The following is a 23,556-nucleotide window of genomic DNA, read 5'->3' as shown; positions in this document are numbered from 1 at the left end:
CGGTACGAAATCGTCTCGACGGCCTTGGGACAGAGGGGCGCCCCGTAGGGGAGCGGCGGGTCAAGGGCATGGGACGTGCAGCCTCGCGAATTCTTGGACTTTTCCTTTGGGATCGGCCCGTTATCCTGTTCGAAACAGGGGCTTTGCCATGTCGTCCTCCGATGAAATCGACCAGCTCGCCGAGCGCTTCTACAACTTTTTCGATAATCGTGACGGGCGGTATCCGGATCTCGCTTTGGTTCCTCAAATCTTCCTGGCGGATGCCCGTATCTTCTACCGATCGCAGAATGGCGTTCAGGCCTGGTCGCTGGAGGCCTTCCTGAAGCCGCGGATCACCTGGCTTTCCGATGGAACGCTTGTGGATTTTCACGAATGGGAGACCGGAGCCGAGACTGCCGTTTTCGGGGGGATGGCGAGCCGTTTTTCGCAGTACCGGAAATATGGCCGTCGCGAGAACTTGCCCTTTGAAGGCGGCGGCAAAAAGGTGATCCAGCTCTGCCTCGTTGCCGAAGGATGGCGCATTTCCTCGCTTTTATGGGAAGAGGGTTGAGGCCAAGGCCTCTCCCAAAACTGCCCGCCTCTGCATCGTCTGCGGCGGATATCTCCCGTCAGCAATTCATCCTGTCTTGCCGCTGAACCATGGGTTCAACATCATGGCGACAATTTGCCGATGAAGGCCTCCATGAATCTATGGAGGCCCGGGAGGTGGCGAACCATAATGACCTGTCTGAGGGCACTCCGGTCATTCGGTCCTCCATCCTCCCGTCTTCCTTCACGCCCCGTGGCTGCGGTCGTAGCCGTTGAGCGGCGGCGGGGTCCAGCCGGCGGGGAGGGATTTGGCGCGATAGACCTCGGCCACCAGCGGATAGCAGCGGGCGGCATCGGAGGAATGTTCAGAGGAGCAATCGCCGCCCGGGCAGGCGGACATGCAGCCCATGAGATCGATTTCGGCGAAGAATTCCAGATAGTCGCCGGCCCGCACCGGCGAGGCTTTCATGAAATACTGGCCGGTATCGCGCGTGAAGCCGGTGCACATGAAGAGATTGAGCACGTCGTGAATATAGGTCTCGGCCTCCGCCAGCGGCTTGCCGGTGCGGGCGGCGAAGGCGCGGGTGAGGTTCGAATGGCAGCAGTGGTGATACTGCCCGCCATGGCTCAAGAGATTATGGGTGTAGGGGTCGCAGCGCGTGCCGATCACGTCATGCACGGAACCGCCGAATCCGTCGAAACCATACCAGTCGAGTGTGTCATGGGTGATGGTGGCAATCGGCCGCATATGCGGGAAGTTCGAGAACAGCTGGTCGCCGAGCCCCACATGGGTGCCGTTCAGCGCCCGGGTCTTGCCGGAGTAGAAGCGCTCCGTCGGGTCCTTCGCGTTGAAAAGGTTGAGATCGCCCACCTGCGGCCCTTCGGGGCAGACCAGCCGGCAGAAATGGCCCTGCGGCACCATCCAGGTCGCCGCATCGCGGGGCGGGATCACCACCCGGTCGATGAGTTCCAGATCGTCGCGCAGCGCCCGATAGGCGGAAAGATCCGGCCGGGGCAACGTATCGACGGGATAGCAGATCACCGGCTTGACGGCGCGGCGGGCCGCCGCATCGGCGGGGCTTTCGGTGATGGGGTCGGGTTTCATGGGGGCGTCCTCGTTCAGTCGATCAGGGCAAGGGTTTCGTCGAGCGCGACGGCGCTGCCGGCGGCAACGGCGGGGCGAAGCGTGCCGCGTCTCGGCGCAAGCACGCGGGTTTCCATCTTCATCGCTTCCACCACCGCGACGGCTTCCCCTTCGGACACCGTCGCCCCAGCCTCGACAAGCCAGGTCTGCAGCGTGCCGGGCACGGGGGCCAGAACCGCATTGCCGGGTGTCGCCGACGCGACCTTTCCGGAGTAGGACGCAGCCGGTGCGGCGGTGGCCAGAAGGCCGGCGGGCAATGCCAGCGCATGGCGCTTCCCGTCGATTTCGATGAAGGTGCGGATGACGCCGCCCTCGGGCTCCTCCACCCGGGGCGCGGGGGGAAGTCCGGAAAATTCGGTCTCGATCCAGTTGGTATGCACCCGGAAGCCGTCCTCGGCGGTAAAGGCGGGATCGGCGGCAACCGCGCGGTGGAAGGGTAGCACGCTTGCCACGCCCTCGATCTCGAATTCGGCAAGCGCCCGGCGGGCCCGCGCAAGCGCCGTCTGCCGGTCCGGGCCGGTGACGATCAGCTTCGCCATCATGGAATCGTAGAGCCCGGGCACGGTCTTGCCGGCCACCACGCCGCTGTCGAGGCGGATGCCGGGGCCGGAGGGCGCATCGAAGCGCGTAATCCGCCCCGGTGTCGGCAGGAAGCCGCGGCCGGGATCCTCCGCATTGATGCGGAATTCGATCGAATGGCCGCGGGGAACAGGCGTTTCCCGGATGGAAAGCGGCAGGCCGTCGGCAATGTTGAGCTGCTCGATGACGATATCGATGCCGGTGGTTTCCTCGGTGACCGGGTGCTCCACCTGAAGCCGCGTATTCACCTCCAGGAAGGAGATCACGCCATCGCCGGAGAGCAGGAATTCCACCGTGCCTGCGCCCTCATAGCCGGCCTCGGCGCAGATGCGGCGGGCGGCCTCATGGATGCGGGCGCGCTGCTCCGCGGTGATGAAGGGGGCGGGGGCCTCCTCGACGAGCTTCTGGTTCCGGCGTTGCAGCGAGCAGTCGCGGGTTCCGAGCACCACGATGGTGCCGTGGCTGTCGGCCAGAACCTGCGCCTCGATATGGCGGGGCTTGTCGAGAAATTGTTCCGCATAGCAATCGCCCCGGCCGAAGGCCTGTTCCGCCTCGCGCACGGCGGACTGGAACAGCTCCGCCACCTCGCCGATCTCCCGCGCCACCTTCATGCCGCGCCCGCCACCGCCAAAGGCGGCCTTGATGGCGATGGGAAGGCCGACCTCGCGGGCAAAGGCGACCGCCTCTTCCGGTGAGGCGAGCGGCCCTTGAGAACCCTTGACCAGCGGTGCGCCGACCCTTTCGGCAATCCGCCGCGCCATCACCTTGTCGCCGAGGGCAGCGATCACCTCGGGCTTCGGCCCGACCCAGACGAGGCCTACCTCCAGCACGGCGCGGGCAAAGTCCGGCCGTTCCGAGAGAAAGCCATAGCCCGGATGCACCGCATCGGCCCCGGAACGGCGGGCGATGTCGAGGATGGCAGGGATGGAGAGATAGGTCTCCGCCGCGCTGCCGGCCCCCAGCCCATAGGCCTCGTCGGCCATGGTCACATGCAGGGCATCCGCATCCGCATCCGAATAGATCGCGACCGAGAGAACGCCCCTGTCGCGGCAAGCACGGGCGATGCGGATGGCGATTTCGCCGCGATTGGCGATCAGCAGCTTTTTCATGCCTCTGTGTCTCCGGAAGGGGTGGTTTCGATGAATGCGGGGTCGAAGGGCGCGATCATGCGGAAGCGGATCAGCGCGCCGATGGGGATCTGGCCGGCGAGATCGAGATGGTGCGCGGCGACCGATCCGATGACCGGATAGCCGCCCGTCAGCGGATGATCGGCGAGGAACAGCACCGGCTCGCCATTATGGGGCACCTGGATCGCGCCGAGCGCCGTGCCTTCCGAGGGCAATTCGCGGTCATGGGCGCGCTCGATCGTCCGCTCGCCGGCAAGGCGCATGCCGACGCGGCTCGATTGCGGCGTGACGCGCCAGTCCTGGCCCGTCAGCGTCGCAAGGCCCGCTTCCGTGAACCAGTCGGTGCGCGGCCCGGCCAGAACGTCGAGCGTCACCACGTCGCCGGCCTTCGGAAGCGCGGGTTCCGCAAGCGGGGCAGGATCGACGGCGCGTACCAGACGGTGGGCGGCGCGCAGGAGGTCGCCAGCCGCAACCGGGGCGGGGCCGATGCGCGCCAGCGTGTCGGTCGCGGCGGAGCCGATCACCGGCTCGACGGCATAGCCGCCGCGCAGCGCCAGATAGCTGCGCATGCCCGACGGCGGGGCGGAAAGCGTGAGCCGGTCGCCCGCATCGAGCGCAAAGGCCTGGCCATGCGGTGCGGGCAGGGCCCTGCCCGTTTCGGTGGTGAGGGTGAGAGGGGCAGGGGCGCCGGTGAGGGCAAGCGCCAGCGGGGCTTCCGCCCGGAGCGCAAAGCCGCCGAAGGTGATTTCGAGCGCCGGCGCATCGGCGGGGTTGCCGACCGCGCGGTTCGCCCGATACAGGGCGGCGCGGTCCAGCGCGCCGGAGGCGGAAATGCCCTGGCCCGCCCGTCCGGGCCGGCCATCGTCCTGAAAGAGCGCCGGCCTGTCGGCCCGGAGAACCTTGAAGGCCGGATAGCCCGACGGCTCGGAGGCGGTTTCGGGCGGCAGGCTCTCGGGAACGGAGACGAAGCCGTCCCGTGCCGTGTCGCGGAAGCGCACCCGGTCTCCCGGCTGCAGCAGCGCCGGCGGCTCGCGATGCGTATCCCAGAGCTTCAGCGGCGTGAGGCCGAGAAGCTGCCAGCCGCCCGGGCTGTCGGACGGGTAGATGCCGCCGAAGCGTCCGGCAATCGCCACCGATCCCGCCGGGATGCGGGTGCGCGGCGAGGCACGGCGCGGCACGTCGAAGGCGGGATCGTCGGAGACCATATAGGCAAAACCCGGGGCAAAGCCGGTGAAGGCGACCGTATAGGAGGCGTCCGTATGGCGGCGGATCAGGGTGTCCACGCTCCAGCCCAGATGGGCGGCGACATCCTCCAGATCCTCGCCGTCATAGGTGACGGGAATTTCGATCTCCCGGCCCTCGCGCGGCTTGGCCCGGCTGAGGTCCAGCAGGGCAAGCGCGCTGGCAATCGTCTTCCGGTCGGTGAGAAAGGGATCATAGGCGATCATGACCGTACGGGCGGCGGGCACCAGTTCGGTCACGCCGGCAAGCGGCGTTTCGATCAGCCGATCCATGAGGGCGAGCGTGGCCGTCAGGTCGTCCAGCTCGACCATCAGAAGCCCGCTGCCGGCGGGCAGGAGGCGAAGCCGCGCCATCAGCCCTGCCGTCCGGAAAAGGGAAGAAGCGTCACGCCCTCTGCGGCAAGCTGCTGGCGCAGATGCCGGGCAATGGCGACCGCCGCCGGCGTATCGCCGTGAATGCAGATCGATTGCGCCTCGAGGCGGATATCCTGTCCGTCGATGGTCTCGATGACGCCCTCGCGGACGAGCCGCAGCATGCGGGCCGCCACGGCCTCGGGATCGTGGATCACCGCGCCCGGAAGCCGCCGGTTCACCAGACTGCCATCGGCATTGTAGGCGCGGTCCGCAAAGGCTTCGCAGACGACGGTAAGCCCGGCTGCCCGCGCCTGTTCGACGATGGGCGCGCCGGAAAGGGCCATCAGCACCAGGCCGGGATCGATGGCCTTGATGCCCGCGATCACGTCGGCGGCCTGCCGCGCATCGGAGGCAATGGTGTTGTAGAGGGCGCCATGCGGCTTGACGTAGGAAACGCGGGTGCCGGCGGCATGCGCGAGCCCCTGCAGCGCGCCGATCTGGTAGATCGTATCGGCGATGAGCTCGGCGCTCGATGGGTCCATGTTGCGGCGGCCGAAGCCGACGAGATCGCGATAACCCACATGCGCCCCGATGGAAACGCCACGCTCCGCCGCAAGCCTGAGCGTGTTCAGGATGCCTGCCGGATCGCCCGCATGAAAGCCGCAGGCAATGTTGGCGCTGGTGACGAGCGAGAGCATGGCGGCATCGTCGCCCATCGGCCAGGGGCCGAAGCTCTCGCCAAGGTCGCTGTTGAGATCGATCACGGACATGGCATCCCTCCTTCACCGGATTTATTGTTGGATAACATGATATGGATTGTTGAACAATATTCCATTTGCTGACGCGCAGTCTATTTTGCTGCTATGGATCGGCGCGCAAGGGACGGGGTGAAGGCATGGCAAGAGCGCAGGCGGGCGAGGAAGACATATCCCTGGTGTCCCGGGTCGCCGCAGAAATGCGGGCGATGCTGACCGCCGGCGAGCTGCAGCCCGGTCAACGGCTTCAAGAAAACGAGATGGCGGCGCGTTTTGCGATTTCGCGCAACAGCCTGCGCGAGGTCTTCCGGCTGCTCACCAGTCAGGGGCTGCTTCTCTATGTGCCCAATCGCGGCGTATCGGTTGCCGCGCCCGATGCCTCCGATGTGGTGGATATCTACCGCGTCCGGGCCGTCATCCAGAAGGGGGCGATCCGGGTTGCCGATCCCACCCATCCCGCCATGGCGGCGATGGAGGCAATGGCCCGTCAATCGGAGGCGGCGGGAAAGGCGGATGACTGGCAGCGCGTCGCAACCCTCAACATGGAATTTCACCGCGCCATGGTGGCGCTGGCCGATAGCCCCCGTCTCAGCCAGAGCTTCGATCTCCTGCTGGCGGAACTGCGCCTTGTCTTCGGCCAGCTTGCCGACGGCGCCCATCTTCATGCCCCCTACATCGCCATGAATGCGTCGCTCGTCGCGGCGCTGAAGAGCGGGGACCGGGCGCGGGCGCTCGAGGAGATGGACGCCTATCTGCTGAAATCCGAAAGGGCCGTGCTGGCCGCCCTGCAGCGGGAAAAGATCCGGCCGACGCCCCCTTCGGGCGGCGGTGCCTAGAACGGGCAACGGGCCTTAAAGCCGGCCCTTCCGGGCAACCTTAAAAAATCTGGTAACGCTAATATCTAAAATAAGCGCGCGCGACGCGGTTCCCGGGCTGACGGCGGCCCGTTCGCACACCAATAAGAAAGAAGATTCAAATATGAAAATATAAGAATAAGATCCGTATATTTGGTGTATTGAATGATGTTTATATCACATCTCAGAAGACTGCTGGCAGATACGGGGGGCAATTTCGCCATAACCACCCTGCTGATGTTGGTGCCGCTGATCGGGGTGGTGGGCCTCGCCATCGATGTGTCCCAGATGGTCACCGGCAAGGAGATGCTGCAATATGACGTGGATGCGACGGCGATGATGGCCGCTTCCGAGATGGACGATGGAAACATTTCCGCGGCGATCGGAGTGGCCACCACCAGCCTGCAGGCGCGCGATGCCGAGTCGGATGCCTACCAGCTGGACAAGGTGGATTTCGCGGCGATCGATTCCAATGGCCTTTCGATTGACGCCAGCGCCTCGGTCGAACCTTTTTTCGTCCAGCTGCTGGGCGTCGACCGGGTGTCTTTTGCTGCCCATTCGATCGTTTCCACCAGCGACGAGCATTACGAACTCAGCGTCGTCATCGACAAGACATCCTCCATGCTGCTCGCGGCCTCGGAGGCGGACCAGCAGAGAATGTCGGAGGCCGTCATCGTCCAGAATGGAACGGAGGGATCGACAAACTGCGCATTTGCCTGCCACAGCCCCGATTTCACCGTGACCTATCGGGGCGCAACCTATGACACGCTCTACCAATTCGCCCGCGCCCAGAAAATCCGGCTGCGGTTGGATGTGGAGTTCCAGGCGCTGAACGTCCTTCTGGATGCCATCGACCGGGTCGATCCCAGGCACAGGCTGATCAAGCTGAACATTTACACCTTCGGTGCGAATGCGGATGCCTACAGTCTCTATTACGACGCCCATGGCATGGCGAATGACGGCTATTCTCCGGCGGATTCGATCCGCAAGGTGATCGGCCCGACCGCCGATACGGCGATGATCCGGGCCGCGCTCGCGACGAACCCGGAACTGTCTTCGGCAAGCAGCTACGATACCAGCGATTTCCGGGCGCTGAAGACGCTGGCCAGCAGCATCGGCCCGTCCGGGGATGGCCGTTCGTCCTCCAGCCCGAAAAAGGCCGTTCTCTTCCTCACCGATGGCGTGCAGTCGTCGCAATCCTGGCTTTTCGGCGGTCTGCAGTGGATTTCCCCGCTCAATCCCGCCTGGTGCGATCCGGTGAAGAATCAGGGCGCCCGGTTGGCGGTGGTCTATACCCGCTATGTGCCGGCCCGGGGCGATATCTTCTTCGACAACAGCCTCGGCCTGCCGCTCAGCTATTCGAATTACAGCGAGTACTGGGGTGCGGCGCTGCCCTCGCCGCCCAACATTACGGGCATCGATTATCTGCCCAGCGCGCTTGCCGCCTGCGCCACCAATCCGGAACTCTACCTTTCCGCATCGGCGCCTGACGAGATCGAGAAGGGTCTTCTCACTCTGGTCGAGCGGGCCATGGACAATAGCGCGCTGCGGCTGACCCAATGAGGGCGGGAACGTCGCCCGGCTGCCCAGCAACCAGCGGGCCTGATGCATAACCGAGGCCAGGCATGTCCGGGAACCATCCTAGACCTTCAGCAGGCCGCGATAGATGCCGTTTTCGGACCCCGGAATGGGGATGGCGCCCACCGTTTTTTCGTAGAAGGCGGAGGGGCCGACATCGCCGATGACGGCATAGGCATAGCCCATGGCCTTGAGATCGAGCAGGCTTGCGAGAAGCAGCGCATGGCCGATGCCGAGCCCGCGGGCCTCTTCCGCCACGCCTGTCGGGCCGAAGAAACCGCGGGCGATGGATTCATGGCAGGCAAAGCCGATCAGTTCCCCGTTGCGGGTGGCGATGAAGGCGGCCACGGGCTGGCGCGCCAGCGAAACCGCCATTTCGCTGGCCCATCCGTTTCCGAAGCGGGTGGCAATCCACTCGGTGACGAGCCGTGCCTCGGGCGCCAGCGGACGGCGGATCGAAATTCCCGCCTGCCGCATTTTTTCCGCAACGGCCGCATCCTCGGACAGCGGGGTGAGGTTGACGATATAGTCCACGGGACAGTCTCCTTGGTCTCAGGGCATCCGGACACAATGGTTGGGGCCGATTTCTTCCACCCGGTCGGAGCGCGGGCGGGAAAGGGTCCGCACTTCCTCCGCAATCTTCAGGAAGCGGTTGCTGTCGCCCCTCAGGATAGGGCGCTCGCCGTCCGGCACGGCCGAAAGCAGCAGTCGCGTGTAGGGATGGCGCGGGTCGGTGGTCACGGCGGTCGTATCCCCCCATTCCACCATCTGTCCGGCAAACATCACCACGATTTCCTCCGCCACATGGGCGGCGGTGGCGATGTCGTGGGTGATGTAGAGAAGTGCGAGCTGCCGCTCCTTCTTGATCCGGGCCAGCAGTTCGAGAATGCCGAGGCGGATCGAGACGTCGAGCATGGAGGTGGGCTCGTCCGCGACCAGCACCGCGGGCTGCACGGCCAGCGCCCGGGCGATGTTGACCCGCTGGCGTTGCCCGCCGGAAAGCTCGTGCGGAAACTTCCCGCGGGTCAGGGCTGGATCGAGCCCCACATCGGCAAGCAGCGCCTCGACGGCCTCGGCCGATTGCCGCCTGCTGGCGGCATGACCGTTGAGAAGGAGCGGCCGGGTGAGGTGATGATCGATCGAGAAGACCGGATTGAGCGAGGAAAACGGGTCCTGGAACACCATCTGCACGGCGCGGCGATAGGCCTTTTCCTCGTCGGCGGTGCCCTTGCGGGTGCAGTCGGCGCCCCGGTAGAGCAAGGCGCCTTCGCTCGGATGATCCATGCGGGCGATGATGCGGGCACAGGTGGTCTTGCCGCAGCCGCTTTCGCCGACGAGCGCGAGCGCCCGCCCGGGCCGGAGCGTGATGGAAATGCCGCGCAGCGCCTCCACCGCCCCGAAGCGGCGCTCGACGTTGCGCAGTTCGATCAGGGCTTCGGCCGGTTCGTCGAGGGTGAGGGGACGGGCGTTCATGCGAACCATCCTTGCCGGGCGGAGGCCGGCAGATGCGGGATCGCGTTCCACAGCTTGCGCGTATAATCGTGACGGGGATGGCGGCTGACCTGCCGGACATCGCCCACTTCCACCAGCTCGCCCTTCAGCATGACGCCGATGCGATGGCAGGTCTGGGACATCAGATGCAGGTCATGGGTGATGAACAGCACGGAAAAGCCGTAGAGCGCCTGCAGATCCAGCACCTGTTCCATGATTTCCCGCTGCACCACCACGTCGAGCGCGGTGGTCGGCTCGTCCATGATGATCAGGTCGGGCTTCAGCGCCAGGCAGATGGCGATGACGATGCGCTGGCGCATGCCGCCGGAAAACTGGTGCGGATAATCATGGATGCGGTGCGGCGCGATGCCGACGAGGCGGAACATGTCTTCCGCGCGCTCGCGGGATTGCTCGCGGGTGAACCCGTCATGCCGTTTCAGCACGTCGTGGAACTGGTCCTCCACCCGCATCAGCGGGTTGAGGGAGTTCATCGCGCTCTGGAACACCATGCCGATGCGCTTCCAGCGGATGTCGAGAAGCCGGCTTTCCGGCATTTTCAGCAGGTCCTCGCCCTCGAAGAGGATTTCCCCGCCCGACACCCAGGCCGGCGGCTTGGCGAGCCGGGTAATGGCATAGGCAATCGTGCTCTTGCCGCAGCCGCTTTCGCCGGCGAGGCCGAAGATCTCGCCCTTTGCGATGGAAAAGCTCACGGATTTCACGGCGTGGAACGCGCCGCGGTCGAGCAGGTAATCGACCTCGAGATTGCGGATATCGATCAGCGTATCGGTCATGCGCGGGTCTCCAGCATGCGGTTGCGCCGGCGGGTGAGGCGAAGCCAGCGGCCCAGCGCGGGGCCGGACCTCAATTGCGGGTTTGCCACCTCGTCGAATGTGAAGTTGATGAGGGCAAGGCCAAGGCCGGTCAGCGCAATGCCGGCGGCGGGTGCGCCGATATCCCACCAGGCGCCGAGGATGATGGCGGAGGAATTCTGCGCATTGTAGAGCATGGTGCCCCAGCTGACCTGCAACGGATCGCCGAAGCCCAGATATTCGAGCGTCGTCTGTGCGACGATGGCATAGATGATGCTGCCGACGAGGTTGATGCCGATCAGCGGCATGAGGTTCGGCACGAGCTCGACGAAGAGGATGCGCCAGGCCGGCTCGCCTACCATCCGCGCGGCGGTGATGAAATCCCGCTCCTTCAGCGTCAGCGTCTGCGACCGGGTCATGCGGGCGCCCCAGGGCCAGGAGGTGAGGGCGATGATGACCATGATGATGCCCGGTCCGACCGTGCCGGAAAAGGAGGCGAGCAGGATCAGCAGCGGCAGGTTGGGGATGACAAGCACCGCATTGGTCACGAGATCCAGCGCCGCATCGGTGCGGCCGCCCGCATAGCCCGCCACGAGGCCGATGACCGTGCCGAGCACAGTGATCGCAACACCCGTGGCAAAGCCGACGGACAGCGAATTGCGCGCGCCCCAGACGAACTGGGTATAGACATCACGACCCATCTTCGTGGTGCCCATGACATGTTCAACGGTGGGAGGCTGATGCGAGCGGCCGACGCGGGCCGAGGGAGAGCCCGGCGCGAGAATGGGCGCGAGAAGCGCCATGAGGCAGAGCGCGACGATGATGACGAGGCCGGTCAGGGCCTTTTTCTGGTGCAGGAAAAGCTTGATCAGGGACATCAGCCGCGCTCCCTCAGCCGCGGATCGACATAGGCATAGAGAATGTCGACGATCAGGTTGGCGCCGAGCGTGGCGAGCGTCATCAGGAGAAGCTGCCCCTGGATGACAGGATAGTCGCGGGCGACGCTGGCGGTGTAGAGCGTCAGGCCGAGGCCCGGATAGTTGAAGACGATTTCCGTGACGATCGAGCCGCCGAAGACCGCGCCGAGCATCAGCGCCAGATTGGTCAGCACCGGCAGCAGCGCGTTGCGCGCGCCGTAGCCGAAGAGCACGGCGGCAGGCTTCAGCCCCTTCGCCCGGCCCATGGTGACGTAATCCTCCCCGAGCACCGAAATCATCGAGGACCGCATGGTCGTCTGGAACTCGCCGATCAGATAGGGCGACAGCGTCAGCACCGGCAGGATCGCATGGTAGAACACGCTGCCGATGAAATGCGGATCGAGGCCGGGATCGAGGTTCGGATCATAGGCATAGCCGACCGGAAACCAGCGCAGCGTGACGCCGAACAGGAAGAGCGCCGTGAGCGCGATGATGACGGGCGGCACCGCGATCATCACCACTGACAGCGGCGAGACGATCGTGTCGAAGCGGCCGCCGCGCCGCCAGGCCGCCACGGCGCCCAGCACCACGCCGACGGCGAGGGAGAAGAGAATGGCGGTCGTGACGAGGAACAGGGTCCAGAGCGCGGAGCGCCCGAGCACCTCGGTGACGGTGGCCGGATAATATTTGACCGACTGGCCGAGATCGAGCGTGGCGAGCCCCTTCAGATAATCGACGAACTGCCAGAGAACGGGCTGTTCCACCGCGCCGAAGCGGGCGCGGATGGCTTCAATGGCAGCCGGGGTCGCGCGCGACCCCAGCTGGGCAATCATGGCATCGACGGGCGACCCCGGCATCAGCCGGGGCAGCGTGAAATTCATCACGATCGCAAAGGCGAAGGCGATGCCGTAGACGCCGAGGCGTTTGGAAGACAGGCGCATCGGATCGAGGTCCTTCCCCGCTCAGGCGGCGGGCTTCAGGCGGAGAAGGTGCATGAGGCGCATGCGGTTGTTGTCGTGGTTTTCCGGGTTCATCACCGGTTCCTTGTCGGTGACCCAGCCGGTGAAGCGCTTCGAGGAATACTGGTACCAGGTGGGACCGTTGAAGACGGGCACCATGGGCATGTCGTCGGCAACGATGACCTGGATCTCGCCGAAGAGCTTCTTGCGCTCCTCTTCCGATGTCGCCTTGCGATAGGCATTGAAGAGTTCGTCGAGCTTGGGATTGGTGTAGCGGGACGCCGCGCTGGTGATCTTGCCGGCAAAGGCGGTCGACATGGACTGGTAGTAGCCGCGGAAGGGCGTGGACCCATCGGCGCGCGAGTTCAGCGCCACCTCGAAGCTGCCATCCAGCAGCATCTTCTGCCACTGTTCGTATTCCGGCGTGTTGACCGAAACATTCAGGCCGATCGCGCGCAGCCCTTCGGCGGCGATCTGTGCATCGTCGATCCAGTCCGTCCAGCCATTCGGGATGATGATGGTGAAGGCGATCGGTTCGCCCTTCGGCGTGGTGCGCAGGCCGTCGCCGCCCTTCTTGTAGCCCGCCTCGTCCAGCAGGGCATTGGCCTTCTCGACGTCATAGACCATCCACTGGTCGCGGTCGCCTTCCGCATCCGTGTTGCGCCAGGCCTCGAAGCGTGGCGGCAGGCCGCTGGCATGCAGGTTCTCCACCGGATAGCCGAAACCGGCCACCTTCACCATGGCGGTGCGGTCCATGGCCAGGCTGAAGGCGCGGCGGAACTGCAGATCGTTGAAGGCCGCCGCCAGCACCGGGTTCTGGCTCTTCAGGTTCATCTGGAAGGCAACGGTTTCCGCCGGCGGCTGCCAGTAGCCGTTATGCTCGGGATCGAGCGCCACGAACGTCTTGTCGATTTCGGGAATGAAGGAGCCGATCCAGTCCAGATTGCCTTCCGGCAGCTGGGCCAGCATCTGGTCGTTGCCGGAAATCTGCGGCAGGCGCAGGCAATCCACATGCAGGTTGGCGGCATCCCAGTAATTGGGGTTGCGGCACTGTTCGTAGACCTGCGGCGTGAACCGCCGGATTTCGGTCATGGGGCCGGTGCCCACGGGCTTGTCGTTCTTGAAGGCGAGCGGATCGGAAACGTCCTTCCAGATATGTTCCGGCACCACGGCCAGATCCGAAAGGGCCTCCGGGAACTCGGAATTCACGTCCTTCAGCGCAATCACCACTTCCGTCGGCGAGGGGGCTTCCACCGAGGCCACCATGTCGGCGAGACCTGCCGTATCCACGGCCGGGTTCTTCAGCATCAGGTCCATGGTGAACTTGACGTCGGCCGAGGTGAAGGGCTGGCCGTCCGACCATTTCACGTCCGGGCGCAGCGTGTAGGTGATGGACTTCAGGTCGTCCGAAAACTTGAAGGCGGTGGCCAGACGATAGACCGGCTTGCCGCCATCGTCGGGATTGAAGATCACCAGCGGCTCATAGATGAAATCCATGGTGCTCTGCCGGCGTCCGCCCAGGTCGAACGGGTTGAAATTCTGCACCCAGCTCGTCTGCTCCTCGATATGCATGGTCAGCACCGATTCAGCCGCCTGGGCCCGGCCGGCAAGGCCGCTTACCGATGTCGCCAGCGCGATTGCTGTTGCACCCAGCAGCAATCCACGACGCGAAATATGGAGATAAGTTACGGAATTCGCTTTCATTTTTGTTCCTCCTCCCGGATTGATCGCGATAAAGTCAATCAATTTGATTTAATCCAATACCGAAAATTCTTTCCGGTCAATCCGGGGAGACGGATTTTTGTCTGTTTGCGACAAAAAACTGTTGTTCGCGAAAAGGAAGAGGGTGCGGCTGCCGAGGCGAATGGCGCCGCGCGGTGCCCGCTCGATAGGAGGCGATATCCGGTCCTGCGGTGCGCGCAGCGGGGCGTCATCCGGCGCATGTCCCGGAAATATGTGCTCGCGCTTCCCGTCCGGACCTGCTGGAGAACGAGGGGGCGGGCCGTTCAGGCGGGGGCGAATTGGGGAAGAAGCGGGCCGACGGGCACGATGCCGGTCGGGTTCAGCGCCTTGATCGAATAATAGCCCTGCTTGATATGGTCGATGCTGACCGTCTCACGGATGCCGGGAACGGCGATCATCGCCTCGGCAAAACGGCTGAGGCGGGGATAGTCCGCAAGGCGGCGGAGATTGCATTTGAACAGGCCGTGATAGGCCGCATCGAAGCGCACCAGCGTCACGAAAAGCCGGATGTCCGTTTCCGTCAGACGGTCGCCGAAGAGGAAGGGCCCTGTCTCCGTCAGCCGTTGCTCCAGCTCGTCCAGCATGGCGAAGACCTCCGCAAAGGCCTCCTCATAGGCGATCTGGGTGGTGGCGAAGCCGGCCCGGTAGACGCCGTTGTTCAGGCGGGGATAGATCCTTTCGCTGAGCGGATCGATGTCGCTGCGCAGGTCTTGCGGGTAGAGATCGACGCTGTCGTCCGCCAGCGCGCCGAAGCCGGAATTCAGCATGCGCAGGATATCGGCGGATTCATTGTTGACGATGGTCTGCCGCTCCCGATCCCAGAGAACCGGCACCGTTGCGCGACCCGTATAGTGCGGATCGGCCCGGGTATAGATCTCGTGCATGTAGGTGGCGCCGTTGAGGCTGTCCCGGTCCGCGCCCGGATAATCGCCGAAGCGCCAGCCCTGTTCGGAAAGCTTCGGCTCGACCACCGATATGGAAATGACAGGCTCGAGTTTCTTCAGCGCGCGGCCGATGAGGGTGCGCGAAGCCCAGGGGCAGATCAGCGCCACATAGAGATGGTAGCGCCCGGCCTCGGCCCTGAAGCCGCCTTCGCCCGTGGGGCCGGCGCTGCCGTCGGGCGTCACCCAGTGGCGGAAGCCGGAGACCTGGCGGACGAAGCCGCCCTTCTTGTCGGTCGCCTGGACCGGTTGCCAGTCTTCGACCCACTTGCCTTCCACCAGCATTGTCCCGCCTCCGCCGTCGCTTCCGGCAGAAAGGGCCGGTTCCTTTCCCTTATATAAGCGAAGCCGGCAGCGGCAAGGGGCAAAGCGTCGCGATCAGCCGCCGGCCACCGCTTCGGCCAGCCGTCGGCAGGCCCCCGGAAGATCGGGTTCCTGCAGAAGCGCGCCGCCGACGAGATACATGACATCGGGGCCATAGGCCTCGCGCATGTCGGGAATGCGGTCGAAATTCACGCCGCCGCCCGGTGCGGGAACGATGGGCTTCAGCCCGCCGAGCGGTTCCGCGCAAGCCCGGGCGATGGAGCGGCATTCCTCCCGCGTGAAGCCGAAGCGGCCGCCGTAATTGGGATAGATCGCCGCATCCGCGCCCATCAGCCGGTGCAGCGTGCCGAAATAGGCGCGGTGCGAGAAGCCGGAGGTGGGCGACACCACATTCGCGCCCGAAAAGGCCGGGTGGCAGATGATCGGGAGCGTAAAGGCGGGATCGGCGGCGAGCTGCCGCACGATGTCATAGCCGGTCATGGCCGGCGCGAGCATCACGGCGCCCGCGCCCGCTTCCTCCGCCATTTTCGCCCGTTCGAGGATGGCACCGGCAGGGCCGGTGATGTTGGGCACGAAGAGAGTGCGCCCGCCGGTCTTGCCGTTGGCCTCGCCGACCGCCTCTACGCAGGCCCTTAGCCGCTGGGCAAAGGGGGCGGTCTTCTGGTCGACCAGCCCGTGATCGTCCTTGACGTAATGCATGCCGCCAAGCGCGAAATCATGGGCGAGGCGGGCAAGCGCTGTGGTCGACAAGCCCACCGGCTTGATCGCCGACATCAGGAGCGGCACGGCGCCGATGCCGGCCCGGGCGCGCAGGCCCTCGATGCCATGGCGCGGCCCGGGGCACAGCGCCAGGATGCCCGGCGACAGGCCGATATCCTCCACTTTGATTCCCGGCTTGATCGAGCTGTTGCCGAAGATGATGTTCAGAAGCTGGAGAAAATCCCCGCCCACATCGTCGTCCGAGTAGGAGATCGTGGCGAGAAAGCCCGGCCGTCCCTCGGGATCGGCGCGAAGCGCTTCGAGGCGACCGAGGATTTCGTCCTCCACATAGCCCTGCGGCACAACATTGCGCGGAATTTCCACGGTCTGTTCGAGCGCGATGTCGAGCGCCCGCTGCCGCGCCTCGGTCTCGTCGGCGGCAATCACCAGATAGGTGACGGTGAAGCGCTCTGCCATCAGAGCGCCTCCGCCTTCTGCGCGGAATGGACCTGATCGAGGCGCACGGCCGCCAGTTCCTCTTCCGCAATGTCGAGCGGCTTGCCGAGCAGGCCGCCAATGGCGGAAACGAGCGCGCCCGCATCGAGGCCGTATTTCTTCATCAGATAGGGCTTCGACGCGCCATGCGCGAAGGTGTCGTTGAGGCCGAGGCGTTTCAGCCGGATGCCGAGGCCTTCCTCGGCAAGGATTTCCGCCACCAGCGAACCGAGACCGCCGACGATGGTGTGGTTTTCGAGCGTCACCACGCCCTTCTTGCCCCGCGCCGCTTTCAGAAGACTCTCGCAGTCGAAGGGTTTCAGGGTCGAGGCGTGGAGGTGGTGGATGCCGATGCCGCGCGCCTTCAGCGGCTGGACGGCGCGTAGCGCCTCTTCCGTGCAGACCCCGGAGGAGACGACGAGAATATCGTCGCCTTCGGACAGCGTGCGCAGTTTGTTGAAGGCGAAGGGCGTCGAGAAGAGCCGGGGCACTTCGCCGCGCAGGATGCGGACATAGACCGGGCCGTCGATCTGGTCTGCGACCTCCAGCACGGTCTCCACCTCGGTCGCGTCACCGGTTTCGAGGATGGTCATGTTCGGCACGGCGCGCAGCACCGCGATATCCTCGATGGCCTGATGGGTGATGCCGCCGGGTGTGGTGATCCCCGGCAGGAAGCCCATGAGGCGCACCTTGCGGTTGGAATAGGCAATCGAATTGATCAACTGGTCATAGGGCCGGCGATAGAGGAACACCGAGAAGGTGTGGATGAAGGGCCGGTAGCCCTGCATGGCAAGACCGCCGGCAAAGGACAGCATGTTCTGCTCGGCCATGCCCAGCGACAGGAACTGCTCCGGATGCCGGTCGCGGAAGCCGTCGACCTCGCAGGAGGAGGTGAGGTCCGCCGAAAGGCAGAGCACCTCGGGACGGGCACTCGCAAAGGCTTCGAAGGCTTTCGCATAGGGACGGTGAACGATTTCGACCATGATCAGGCCCCTTCGATCTGTGCGGGATCAATGCCGAGTTCGGCGGCCAGCGCCGCCTGCATCTCGAGCCGCTCTTCCGTGCTTTTGAAGCGCACATAATGAAGGCGGGGGAACCGCTTCTTGAGGAAATCCATGCCCTGATAGGGCGAGGTATTGGCGAGGATGACCAGCGGCTTGCCGGGTTCCGCGCTTGCTGCTGCCTGCCGCAGCGCGTCGAGATCATGCCCGTCGACCGACCGGCAGGTGACGCCGAAGGAGGCAACTCTGCCGGCGAGATCGCCGAGATCGAGCACGGAAGACATGGCGCCGTCGCATTGCTGGCGGTTCACGTCGACGATGACGCGGAGATTGTCGATGCCGTGATAGGCAATTGCCGCGAGGCATTCCCAGGTCTGGCCCTCCTGGAATTCGCCGTCGGACATATAGACCCAGACCTTGCCGGGCTCGGCCTTGCGCTTGCGCGCCCAGGCGACGCCCGCCGCCATGGAGAGGCCCTGCGCCAGCGAGCCAGTCGTCACCTCCATGCCGGGGCTGTGTTCGGCCCCGATCATCTCCACCGAGCCGCCATCCTTGTTGAAATGGTCGAGCGCATGCTCGTCCATCCGGCCGGTCTCAATGAGGGCGGAATAGATGACGAGGGCATAATGGGCGGGCGAGATGAAAAAGCGGTCATAGTCCGGCGCGAAGGGGCCGTGATAGCCGGCCCCCGTGAAGGCATCCGGGTTCTGCGCCGAGGGCACGCCCCGGAAGGGCAGGGGCACTTTCGGCAGCGTCGGCGCGCCGAGCGTCAGCAGCTCGTTATAGAGAAGCGCGAGGCTTTCCGCCGCCGAGCAGGCCTGGCTCAGATAGCCGCCATTGTGCTTCATCGTGTGGAAGAAGACGCGCCGGCGGATGCCGAGCGCGATCTCCTCGGTGGTCTTTTCATTGGTGAGGGTCATGGGGTCTCAGCTCCGCTCCGGAAAGAGCGCCTTCAGGCCTTCCTCGGAAGGGGTTGCAATGCCGCGCTCGGTGATGAGGCCGGTGATGAGCCGTGCCGGGGTCACGTCGAAGGCGGGGTTGGCGGCGGGGCTGCCATCGGGCGAGATGCGCACCGTAGTGATCGAGCCATCGGCCAGACGGCCCTGCACATAGCTCACCTCGTCGCTGTTGCGCTCCTCGATGGGGATTTCCTTCACCCCGTCATGGACCGTCCAGTCGATGGTGGGGGAGGGGAGCGCCACGTAGAAAGGTACGCCATTGTCGCGGGCGGCGAGCGCCTTCAGATAGGTGCCGATCTTGTTGCAGACATCGCCGCGCGCCGTCGTGCGGTCCGTGCCGACGATCACCATGTCCACGTCGCCATGCTGCATCAGATGCCCGCCGGCATTGTCGACGACCAGCGTGTGCGGTACGCCATGGCCGTTCATCTCCCAGGCGGTCAGCTGGGCGCCCTGGTTGCGCGGCCGCGTCTCGTCCACATAGACATGAACCGGGATGCCCTCTTCCGTCGCCAGATAGATCGGCGCGGTGGCGGTGCCGTAATCGACGGTCGCCAGCCAGCCGGCATTGCAATGGGTGAGGATGTTGACCGGCTCGCCGGGCTTCTTGCGCGCGGCGATGGCCCGGATCACGTCGAGCCCATAGCGGCCGATGGAGCGGTTGAGATCCACATCCTCGTCGGCAATGGCGGCGGCGCGCAGATAGGCGGCCTCGGCGCGCTTGTCCGGAGCGATGGGGCGCAGATAGTCGCGCATGGCATTCAGCGCCCAGCGCAGGTTGATCGCGGTGGGGCGGGTCTCGTTGAGCTCGTCCCAGACCCTGTCCAGATGGTCATCCGAGGGGTCGGCGCGCATGGCAATCGCCACGCCATAGGCGGCGGTGACGCCGATCAGCGGCGCGCCGCGCACCCACATGTCGCGGATCGCGACGGCGACGTCATCCACGGTCTTCAGCGTGACCACGCGGAATTCATGGGGCAGCCAGCGCTGGTCGATGATGTCGACGGAGGCACCGTCCTCGTTGACCCAGATGGTGCGGTAATGGCGGTTTCCGACCTTCAAGACAGGGCCTCCTTTTCCAAGAGTTCGGCAGTCGCCCGGATCTCGGCGAGGCTGTGGATGCTGCGGCGGTTGACGGCGAGGTGACGGCCGAGCTTCAGCGCCTTGCGTTCGCAGGCGGCGCGACGGGTCGTATCTTCGATGGTCTCGAAATCGGCATTATGGGCAAGGCCGAGGATGCGGCGATGCATCTCGACGCCGGCAAAGCCGAGCATGTCGGTCCAGATATCGGCGATCACGCCATTGAGGGCCTGTTCGGAGGCGAGCGGATCGCCCCGCTTCTCGAAAAGGCTTGCCTGATAGAGGATGCCCCTGCGCTCGGTGCGCCAGAGATGGGAAAATTCCGCCCGGAACGTTCCCCAGATCTCGTCGATCACGTCGAGCAGATAGTCGCGCATCGCCGCGCGTTCGCCCGTGGCCGTCTCGTGGCCGGACTGGGAGAAATAGCTCATCCAGAAATTGGCGAGCAGCATGCCGACATCGAATGCCATCGGGCCGTAGAAGGCAAATTCTGGATCGATGACGCGGGTGTTGTCCGCCGTGACCATGACAGAGCCCGTATGCAGGTCGCCATGGAGCAGGGTTTCGGCATGGGCCGCGAACTTGTGCTTCATCCCCTGCGCCGCCACCTTCATGTCCCGGTCGGCGCGAAGCTCCGCGACGATGTCGTCAAGCTCCGGCGTGTGCCGGTTCAGGTCCGCCTCGAAATAGGGATCGGAAAAGACGAGGTTTTCGGTGATGTCGCAGAGTTCGACATTGTCGGCAAAGAGGGCGAGATCCTGCTTGCGGGCCCGCGCCTCCAGGGAGAGATCCGAGCCGCGGAAGAGCGTGCGGGCCAGGAAGAGGCCGAGATCGCGACCGATCTTCGGTAGCTGCCGTCCCTCGATCAGCGCCCGGCGCAGGATCACGTGCGGGGTCAGGAACTCCATGACGATGATCGCCTGGGTGCCGTCGAAATGGTAGATTTCCGGCACCATGCCGGGATCGCGCGCGGCCTGTCGCGTCAGCGCATGATATTCGAAGAAGGAGCGCTTCAGCGGCAGCGGCCAGCTTTCGCCGACCAGCCGCACATAGGGAAGCGCCTGCTTCACCACCGCAGCGCCCGCCGTGCCTTCCACGATGAAGACGAGATTGAGATTGCCGTCGCCCACCTCGCGGACCGACCAGCGGTCCCAATCCGGGCCGATCTTCGCCTTCAGCACCTCGTTTCCACCCAGCCGTGCCGGCAATGTCTCGGGCGTCAGGGGCTGGAACGTCTCGCTGTCCATGAACTCCTCCTCATGCGTGGGGCCAGCCTCCACCGGCCCCGGTGCGGGTCATTTTTCCTGAGCTAAATCCGTGTGCTGTCAAATGTCAAGGCCATTGACATTTGACGGAATGCTGTCCTAACCTGCCTGTCATCGGGAGGAAGACATGGGCGAGCAAGCGGTGTTTCGCATTGAGGGCGTACGCAAATCCTTTGGGGCCGTGCCGGTTCTCAGGGGCGTCGATCTCGATTTGCGTGCAGGGGCGGTCACCGTGCTGATGGGCGCGAACGGGGCGGGAAAATCGACCCTCGTGCGCATCCTTTCCGGTGTCTATCCGCGCGATGCGGGTGCGATCACGCTCTCCGGCGCTCCCTTCGACCCGGCAACGCCCGCCGATGCGATCCGCGCCGGTGTCGTCACCGTGCACCAGAACATCAATGACGGCGTGGTGGCCGATCTGGATGTCGCCACCAACCTTACCCTCGACCGCCTCTCCGGCCGAGGTGCGCGTCTCTTCTTTAATCCGCGCCGGGTGCGCCGCGAGGCGGCGGATGTCGCCTCCCGCATGGGTCTCGACATCGACCTCTCCGCCGCCGTTGCCGATCTGACGCTCGCCGACCGGCAGATGGTGGCGATTGCCCGCGCCATGGCGCATGAACCGAAGGTGCTGATCCTCGACGAACCCACCTCGTCCCTGTCGAGTGCGGAGGCCGAGCGGCTCTTTGCGCTGATCGAGCGGCTGAAGGCGCGGGGCGTCGCGATCCTCTATATTTCCCATCGCATGTCGGATATCCGCCGGCTGGCAGACAGCATCGTCTCGCTCCGGGATGGCCGCATCACCGGCCGTTTCGAAGGGCCGGAGCTCGATTACCAGGGCGCCGTCAATGCCATGCTCGGCCAGCAGGTGACGCATAATACCGTCGTCGTCACCGATTCCAGCGCCGTGATCTTCAAGGCGGATGGGCTGAGGCTCGCGCCCGGTTCGAAGCCCTTCTCGCTTTCGCTCGGCGATGGCGAGATCGTCGCCGTCACCGGCCTTGTCGGCGTCGGCAAGACCGCGCTCGCCGAAACGCTTTTCGGCGCCCGCCAGCCTCTTGCCGGCACCATGCAGCTCGATGGCCGGGCCTATGCGCCCGCCTCGCCGCGTCAGGCGATTGCCGACGGCGTCTTTCTGGTTGCCAAGGACCGGGCGACGAGCGGCATCGTATCCGATTTCAACCTCTATGAAAATCTGAGCCTGCCCTTCCTGCCGCGCTATTCCAGCGCCTCGGTGCTCAACCGCCGTACCGAACGGGGTGTGGCCCGCCAGCAGATCGCCGATCTCGGCATCGTCTGCCGGGGCGAGCGGGACGAGATGTCGACGCTGTCGGGCGGCAACCAGCAGAAGGTCATGGTCGGGCGCTGGCTCTCGCAGCCCTCCCGCCTGCTGATCCTCGACGAGCCCTTTCAGGGCGTCGATATCGCCGCACGGCGCGACATCGGCACCAAGCTTCGCCAGTCGGCATCCGGCCGGGCCACCATCGTTTTCCTGACGGAACTGGACGAGGCCTTCGAGGTCGCCGACCGCATTCTCGTCATGTCGGAACACACGATCACAGGCGAGCACCGCAACGACCGCATCGACATGGACCGCCTGCTGGCCGAAATCGCCGGCCGGTCCGCCGAGACCATGGGGACACGAGACGCATCATGAGCACTGACATCGACAAGACAGCCGCCGCGCCGGCCGGGGCACGGGCCACCGGTCTGCGGGATCTCCTGATCCGCTACGGCTTTCTGGTGCTGCTCCTCGGCATGATCCTGTTCTTTTCGGTGACGACCTCGGGCTTTGCGTCGCCGCAGAGCGCGGTCTTCATCCTGCAATCGGTTTCGATCACGGGCATTCTGGCGCTTGGCGTCACCGCAACGCTCGTGGTCGGCGGCTTCGATCTCTCCATCGGCTCGGTGGCGACCACCGCCATGATGGCGTCCTCCTATGTGATGGTCATCCTCGGCGGCGACGCGCTGACGGCGGCGCTCGTCTGCATCGCCATCGGCGTCATCGTCGGCCTGATCAACGGCGTGCTGATCGTCTACATGCGCGTGCCGGACCTGCTCGCGACGCTGGGCATGATGTTCCTGCTGGTCGGCCTGCAGCGCATCCCGACCGAAGGCCGCTCCATCGCGACCGGCATGACGCTGCCCGACGGCTCGACCGCATCGGGCGCCTTCAGCCCCGCCTTTCTGGCGCTCGGCCGTCACCGCTTCGATTTCATCCTGCCGAACCTGCTGCCGGTGTCGGTCGTGGTGCTGATCGTGCTTGCAATCCTCATCTGGTTCTTCCTCGAATATACCCGGTTCGGACGGATGATGTATGCGGTCGGCTCGAACGAACGGGCCGCAGCGCTCGCCGGTGCGCCTGTGAACAGCTACAAGATCGCGGCCTATGTGATCTCCGGCGTCTTCGCTTCCATCGGCGGCATCCTGCTCGCCGCCCGCCTCGGCCGTGGGGATATCGCCTCCGGCAACAACCTGCTGCTCGATTCCGTCGCCGCTGCCCTCATCGGCTTTGCCGTGCTGGGCGCTGCCAAGCCCAATGCCTATGGAACCGCCATCGGCGCACTCTTCGTCGGTACCCTCCTGCAGGGGCTGACCATGATGAACGCGCCCTACTACACCCAGGATTTCGTCAAGGGCGCCGTCCTTGTCATCGCCCTGGTCTTCACCTTCGCCTTCTCGAGAAAGGCCAAGCGCTGAGTGCCGCAAGGCCCGG

At 64.9% G+C, this 23,556-nt stretch carries 21 protein-coding genes; 5 read left to right on the top strand and 16 right to left on the bottom strand.

The genetic code is table 11. From position 1 onward, the window contains the following. The first annotated feature begins 148 nt into the window (after positions 1–148). Complete coding sequence (locus tag ACT54B_RS19405; RefSeq protein ID WP_476047330.1) at positions 149–550, top strand: hypothetical protein; 402 nt, start codon at positions 149–151, stop codon at positions 548–550. A 222-nt stretch (positions 551–772) separates the two neighbouring features. On the opposite strand, the gene ACT54B_RS19400 is transcribed toward ACT54B_RS19405, so the two are convergent. The 4 genes from ACT54B_RS19400 to ACT54B_RS19385 are packed head-to-tail and all read right to left on the bottom strand — an operon-like array spanning position 773 to position 5,743. After that, a complete protein-coding gene (locus ACT54B_RS19400) occupies positions 773–1,633 on the bottom strand; it encodes an urea carboxylase-associated family protein (RefSeq protein WP_476047328.1) in 861 nt (286 codons plus the stop codon). Between the two features lie 14 nt (positions 1,634–1,647). Further along, positions 1,648–3,360, bottom strand: coding sequence for an acetyl/propionyl/methylcrotonyl-CoA carboxylase subunit alpha (locus ACT54B_RS19395; protein ID WP_476047326.1), 1,713 nt, complete (start codon positions 3,358–3,360; stop codon positions 1,648–1,650). Then, positions 3,357–4,973 (bottom strand): 5-oxoprolinase subunit PxpB, encoded by a 1,617-nt coding sequence (gene pxpB / locus ACT54B_RS19390; protein WP_476047325.1) that lies wholly within the window; start codon positions 4,971–4,973, stop codon positions 3,357–3,359. The genes ACT54B_RS19395 and pxpB overlap by 4 nt, the downstream gene beginning before the upstream one ends. Further along, entirely contained in the window at positions 4,973–5,743 is a 771-nt protein-coding gene (locus ACT54B_RS19385) for a LamB/YcsF family protein (RefSeq protein ID WP_476047324.1), read from the bottom strand. Before ACT54B_RS19385 ends, pxpB begins: the two co-directional genes overlap by 1 nt. A gap of 125 nt (positions 5,744–5,868) precedes the next feature. On the opposite strand from ACT54B_RS19385, the gene ACT54B_RS19380 reads away from it, so the two are divergent. Continuing rightward, positions 5,869–6,564: a GntR family transcriptional regulator gene (locus ACT54B_RS19380; RefSeq protein WP_476047322.1), complete on the top strand. Its 696-nt coding sequence runs from the start codon at positions 5,869–5,871 to the stop codon at positions 6,562–6,564. Between the two features lie 183 nt (positions 6,565–6,747). Then, on the top strand, positions 6,748–8,145 hold the full coding sequence (locus ACT54B_RS19375) for a TadE/TadG family type IV pilus assembly protein (RefSeq protein ID WP_476047321.1): 1,398 nt from the start codon (positions 6,748–6,750) through the stop codon (positions 8,143–8,145). A 78-nt stretch (positions 8,146–8,223) separates the two neighbouring features. Here the strand turns inward: ACT54B_RS19375 and ACT54B_RS19370 are convergent, their stop codons facing one another. The 12 genes from ACT54B_RS19370 to mtnK form a co-directional block, all read right to left on the bottom strand. Then, a complete protein-coding gene (locus ACT54B_RS19370) occupies positions 8,224–8,694 on the bottom strand; it encodes a GNAT family N-acetyltransferase (RefSeq protein WP_476047319.1) in 471 nt (156 codons plus the stop codon). An 18-nt stretch (positions 8,695–8,712) separates the two neighbouring features. Next, complete coding sequence (locus ACT54B_RS19365; protein WP_476047318.1) at positions 8,713–9,633, bottom strand: ABC transporter ATP-binding protein; 921 nt, start codon at positions 9,631–9,633, stop codon at positions 8,713–8,715. After that, the gene (locus ACT54B_RS19360) at positions 9,630–10,442 is read right to left on the bottom strand and encodes an ABC transporter ATP-binding protein (RefSeq protein ID WP_476047316.1); all 813 of its coding nucleotides are present in this window, start codon (positions 10,440–10,442) and stop codon (positions 9,630–9,632) included. Before ACT54B_RS19360 ends, ACT54B_RS19365 begins: the two co-directional genes overlap by 4 nt. Next, positions 10,439–11,338 carry an ABC transporter permease gene (locus tag ACT54B_RS19355; RefSeq protein WP_476047315.1) on the bottom strand — a complete coding sequence of 300 codons (900 nt, stop codon included), beginning with the start codon at positions 11,336–11,338 and terminating at the stop codon, positions 10,439–10,441. Before ACT54B_RS19355 ends, ACT54B_RS19360 begins: the two co-directional genes overlap by 4 nt. Next, positions 11,338–12,318: an ABC transporter permease gene (locus tag ACT54B_RS19350; RefSeq protein ID WP_476047313.1), complete on the bottom strand. Its 981-nt coding sequence runs from the start codon at positions 12,316–12,318 to the stop codon at positions 11,338–11,340. Before ACT54B_RS19350 ends, ACT54B_RS19355 begins: the two co-directional genes overlap by 1 nt. Before the next feature lie 21 nt (positions 12,319–12,339). Then, a complete protein-coding gene (locus tag ACT54B_RS19345) occupies positions 12,340–14,040 on the bottom strand; it encodes an ABC transporter substrate-binding protein (protein WP_476047311.1) in 1,701 nt (566 codons plus the stop codon). 302 nt (positions 14,041–14,342) lie between these two features. Further along, a complete protein-coding gene (locus ACT54B_RS19340; RefSeq protein ID WP_476047310.1) occupies positions 14,343–15,305 on the bottom strand; it encodes a glutathione S-transferase family protein in 963 nt (320 codons plus the stop codon). Positions 15,306–15,398: 93 nt separating this feature from the next. Beyond that, positions 15,399–16,520 (bottom strand): RuBisCO large subunit C-terminal-like domain-containing protein, encoded by a 1,122-nt coding sequence (locus ACT54B_RS19335; protein WP_476047309.1) that lies wholly within the window; start codon positions 16,518–16,520, stop codon positions 15,399–15,401. Then, positions 16,520–17,521, bottom strand: a complete 1,002-nt coding sequence (locus tag ACT54B_RS19330; RefSeq protein ID WP_476047308.1) for a transketolase family protein — start codon at positions 17,519–17,521, stop codon at positions 16,520–16,522. The genes ACT54B_RS19335 and ACT54B_RS19330 overlap by 1 nt, the downstream gene beginning before the upstream one ends. Positions 17,522–17,523: 2 nt before the next feature. After that, positions 17,524–18,459: a transketolase gene (locus tag ACT54B_RS19325; protein ID WP_476047306.1), complete on the bottom strand. Its 936-nt coding sequence runs from the start codon at positions 18,457–18,459 to the stop codon at positions 17,524–17,526. A gap of 6 nt (positions 18,460–18,465) precedes the next feature. After that, positions 18,466–19,560, bottom strand: coding sequence for an S-methyl-5-thioribose-1-phosphate isomerase (gene mtnA / locus ACT54B_RS19320; protein WP_476047305.1), 1,095 nt, complete (start codon positions 19,558–19,560; stop codon positions 18,466–18,468). Then, entirely contained in the window at positions 19,557–20,825 is a 1,269-nt protein-coding gene (gene mtnK / locus ACT54B_RS19315; protein ID WP_476047304.1) for an S-methyl-5-thioribose kinase, read from the bottom strand. The genes mtnA and mtnK overlap by 4 nt, the downstream gene beginning before the upstream one ends. 145 nt (positions 20,826–20,970) lie before the next feature. Here mtnK and ACT54B_RS19310 point away from each other — a divergent pair, with 145 nt between their 5' ends. Together ACT54B_RS19310 and ACT54B_RS19305 are read left to right on the top strand one after the other, a co-directional pair. Next, the gene (locus tag ACT54B_RS19310; protein ID WP_476047302.1) at positions 20,971–22,497 is read left to right on the top strand and encodes a sugar ABC transporter ATP-binding protein; all 1,527 of its coding nucleotides are present in this window, start codon (positions 20,971–20,973) and stop codon (positions 22,495–22,497) included. After that, a complete protein-coding gene (locus ACT54B_RS19305) occupies positions 22,494–23,540 on the top strand; it encodes an ABC transporter permease (RefSeq protein ID WP_476047300.1) in 1,047 nt (348 codons plus the stop codon). Before ACT54B_RS19310 ends, ACT54B_RS19305 begins: the two co-directional genes overlap by 4 nt. The last annotated feature ends 16 nt before the right edge of the window (positions 23,541–23,556 follow it).

This window comes from Gellertiella sp. DMC107, from assembly GCF_056313605.1.
This window is presented reverse-complemented; position numbering and strand designations above follow the sequence as displayed.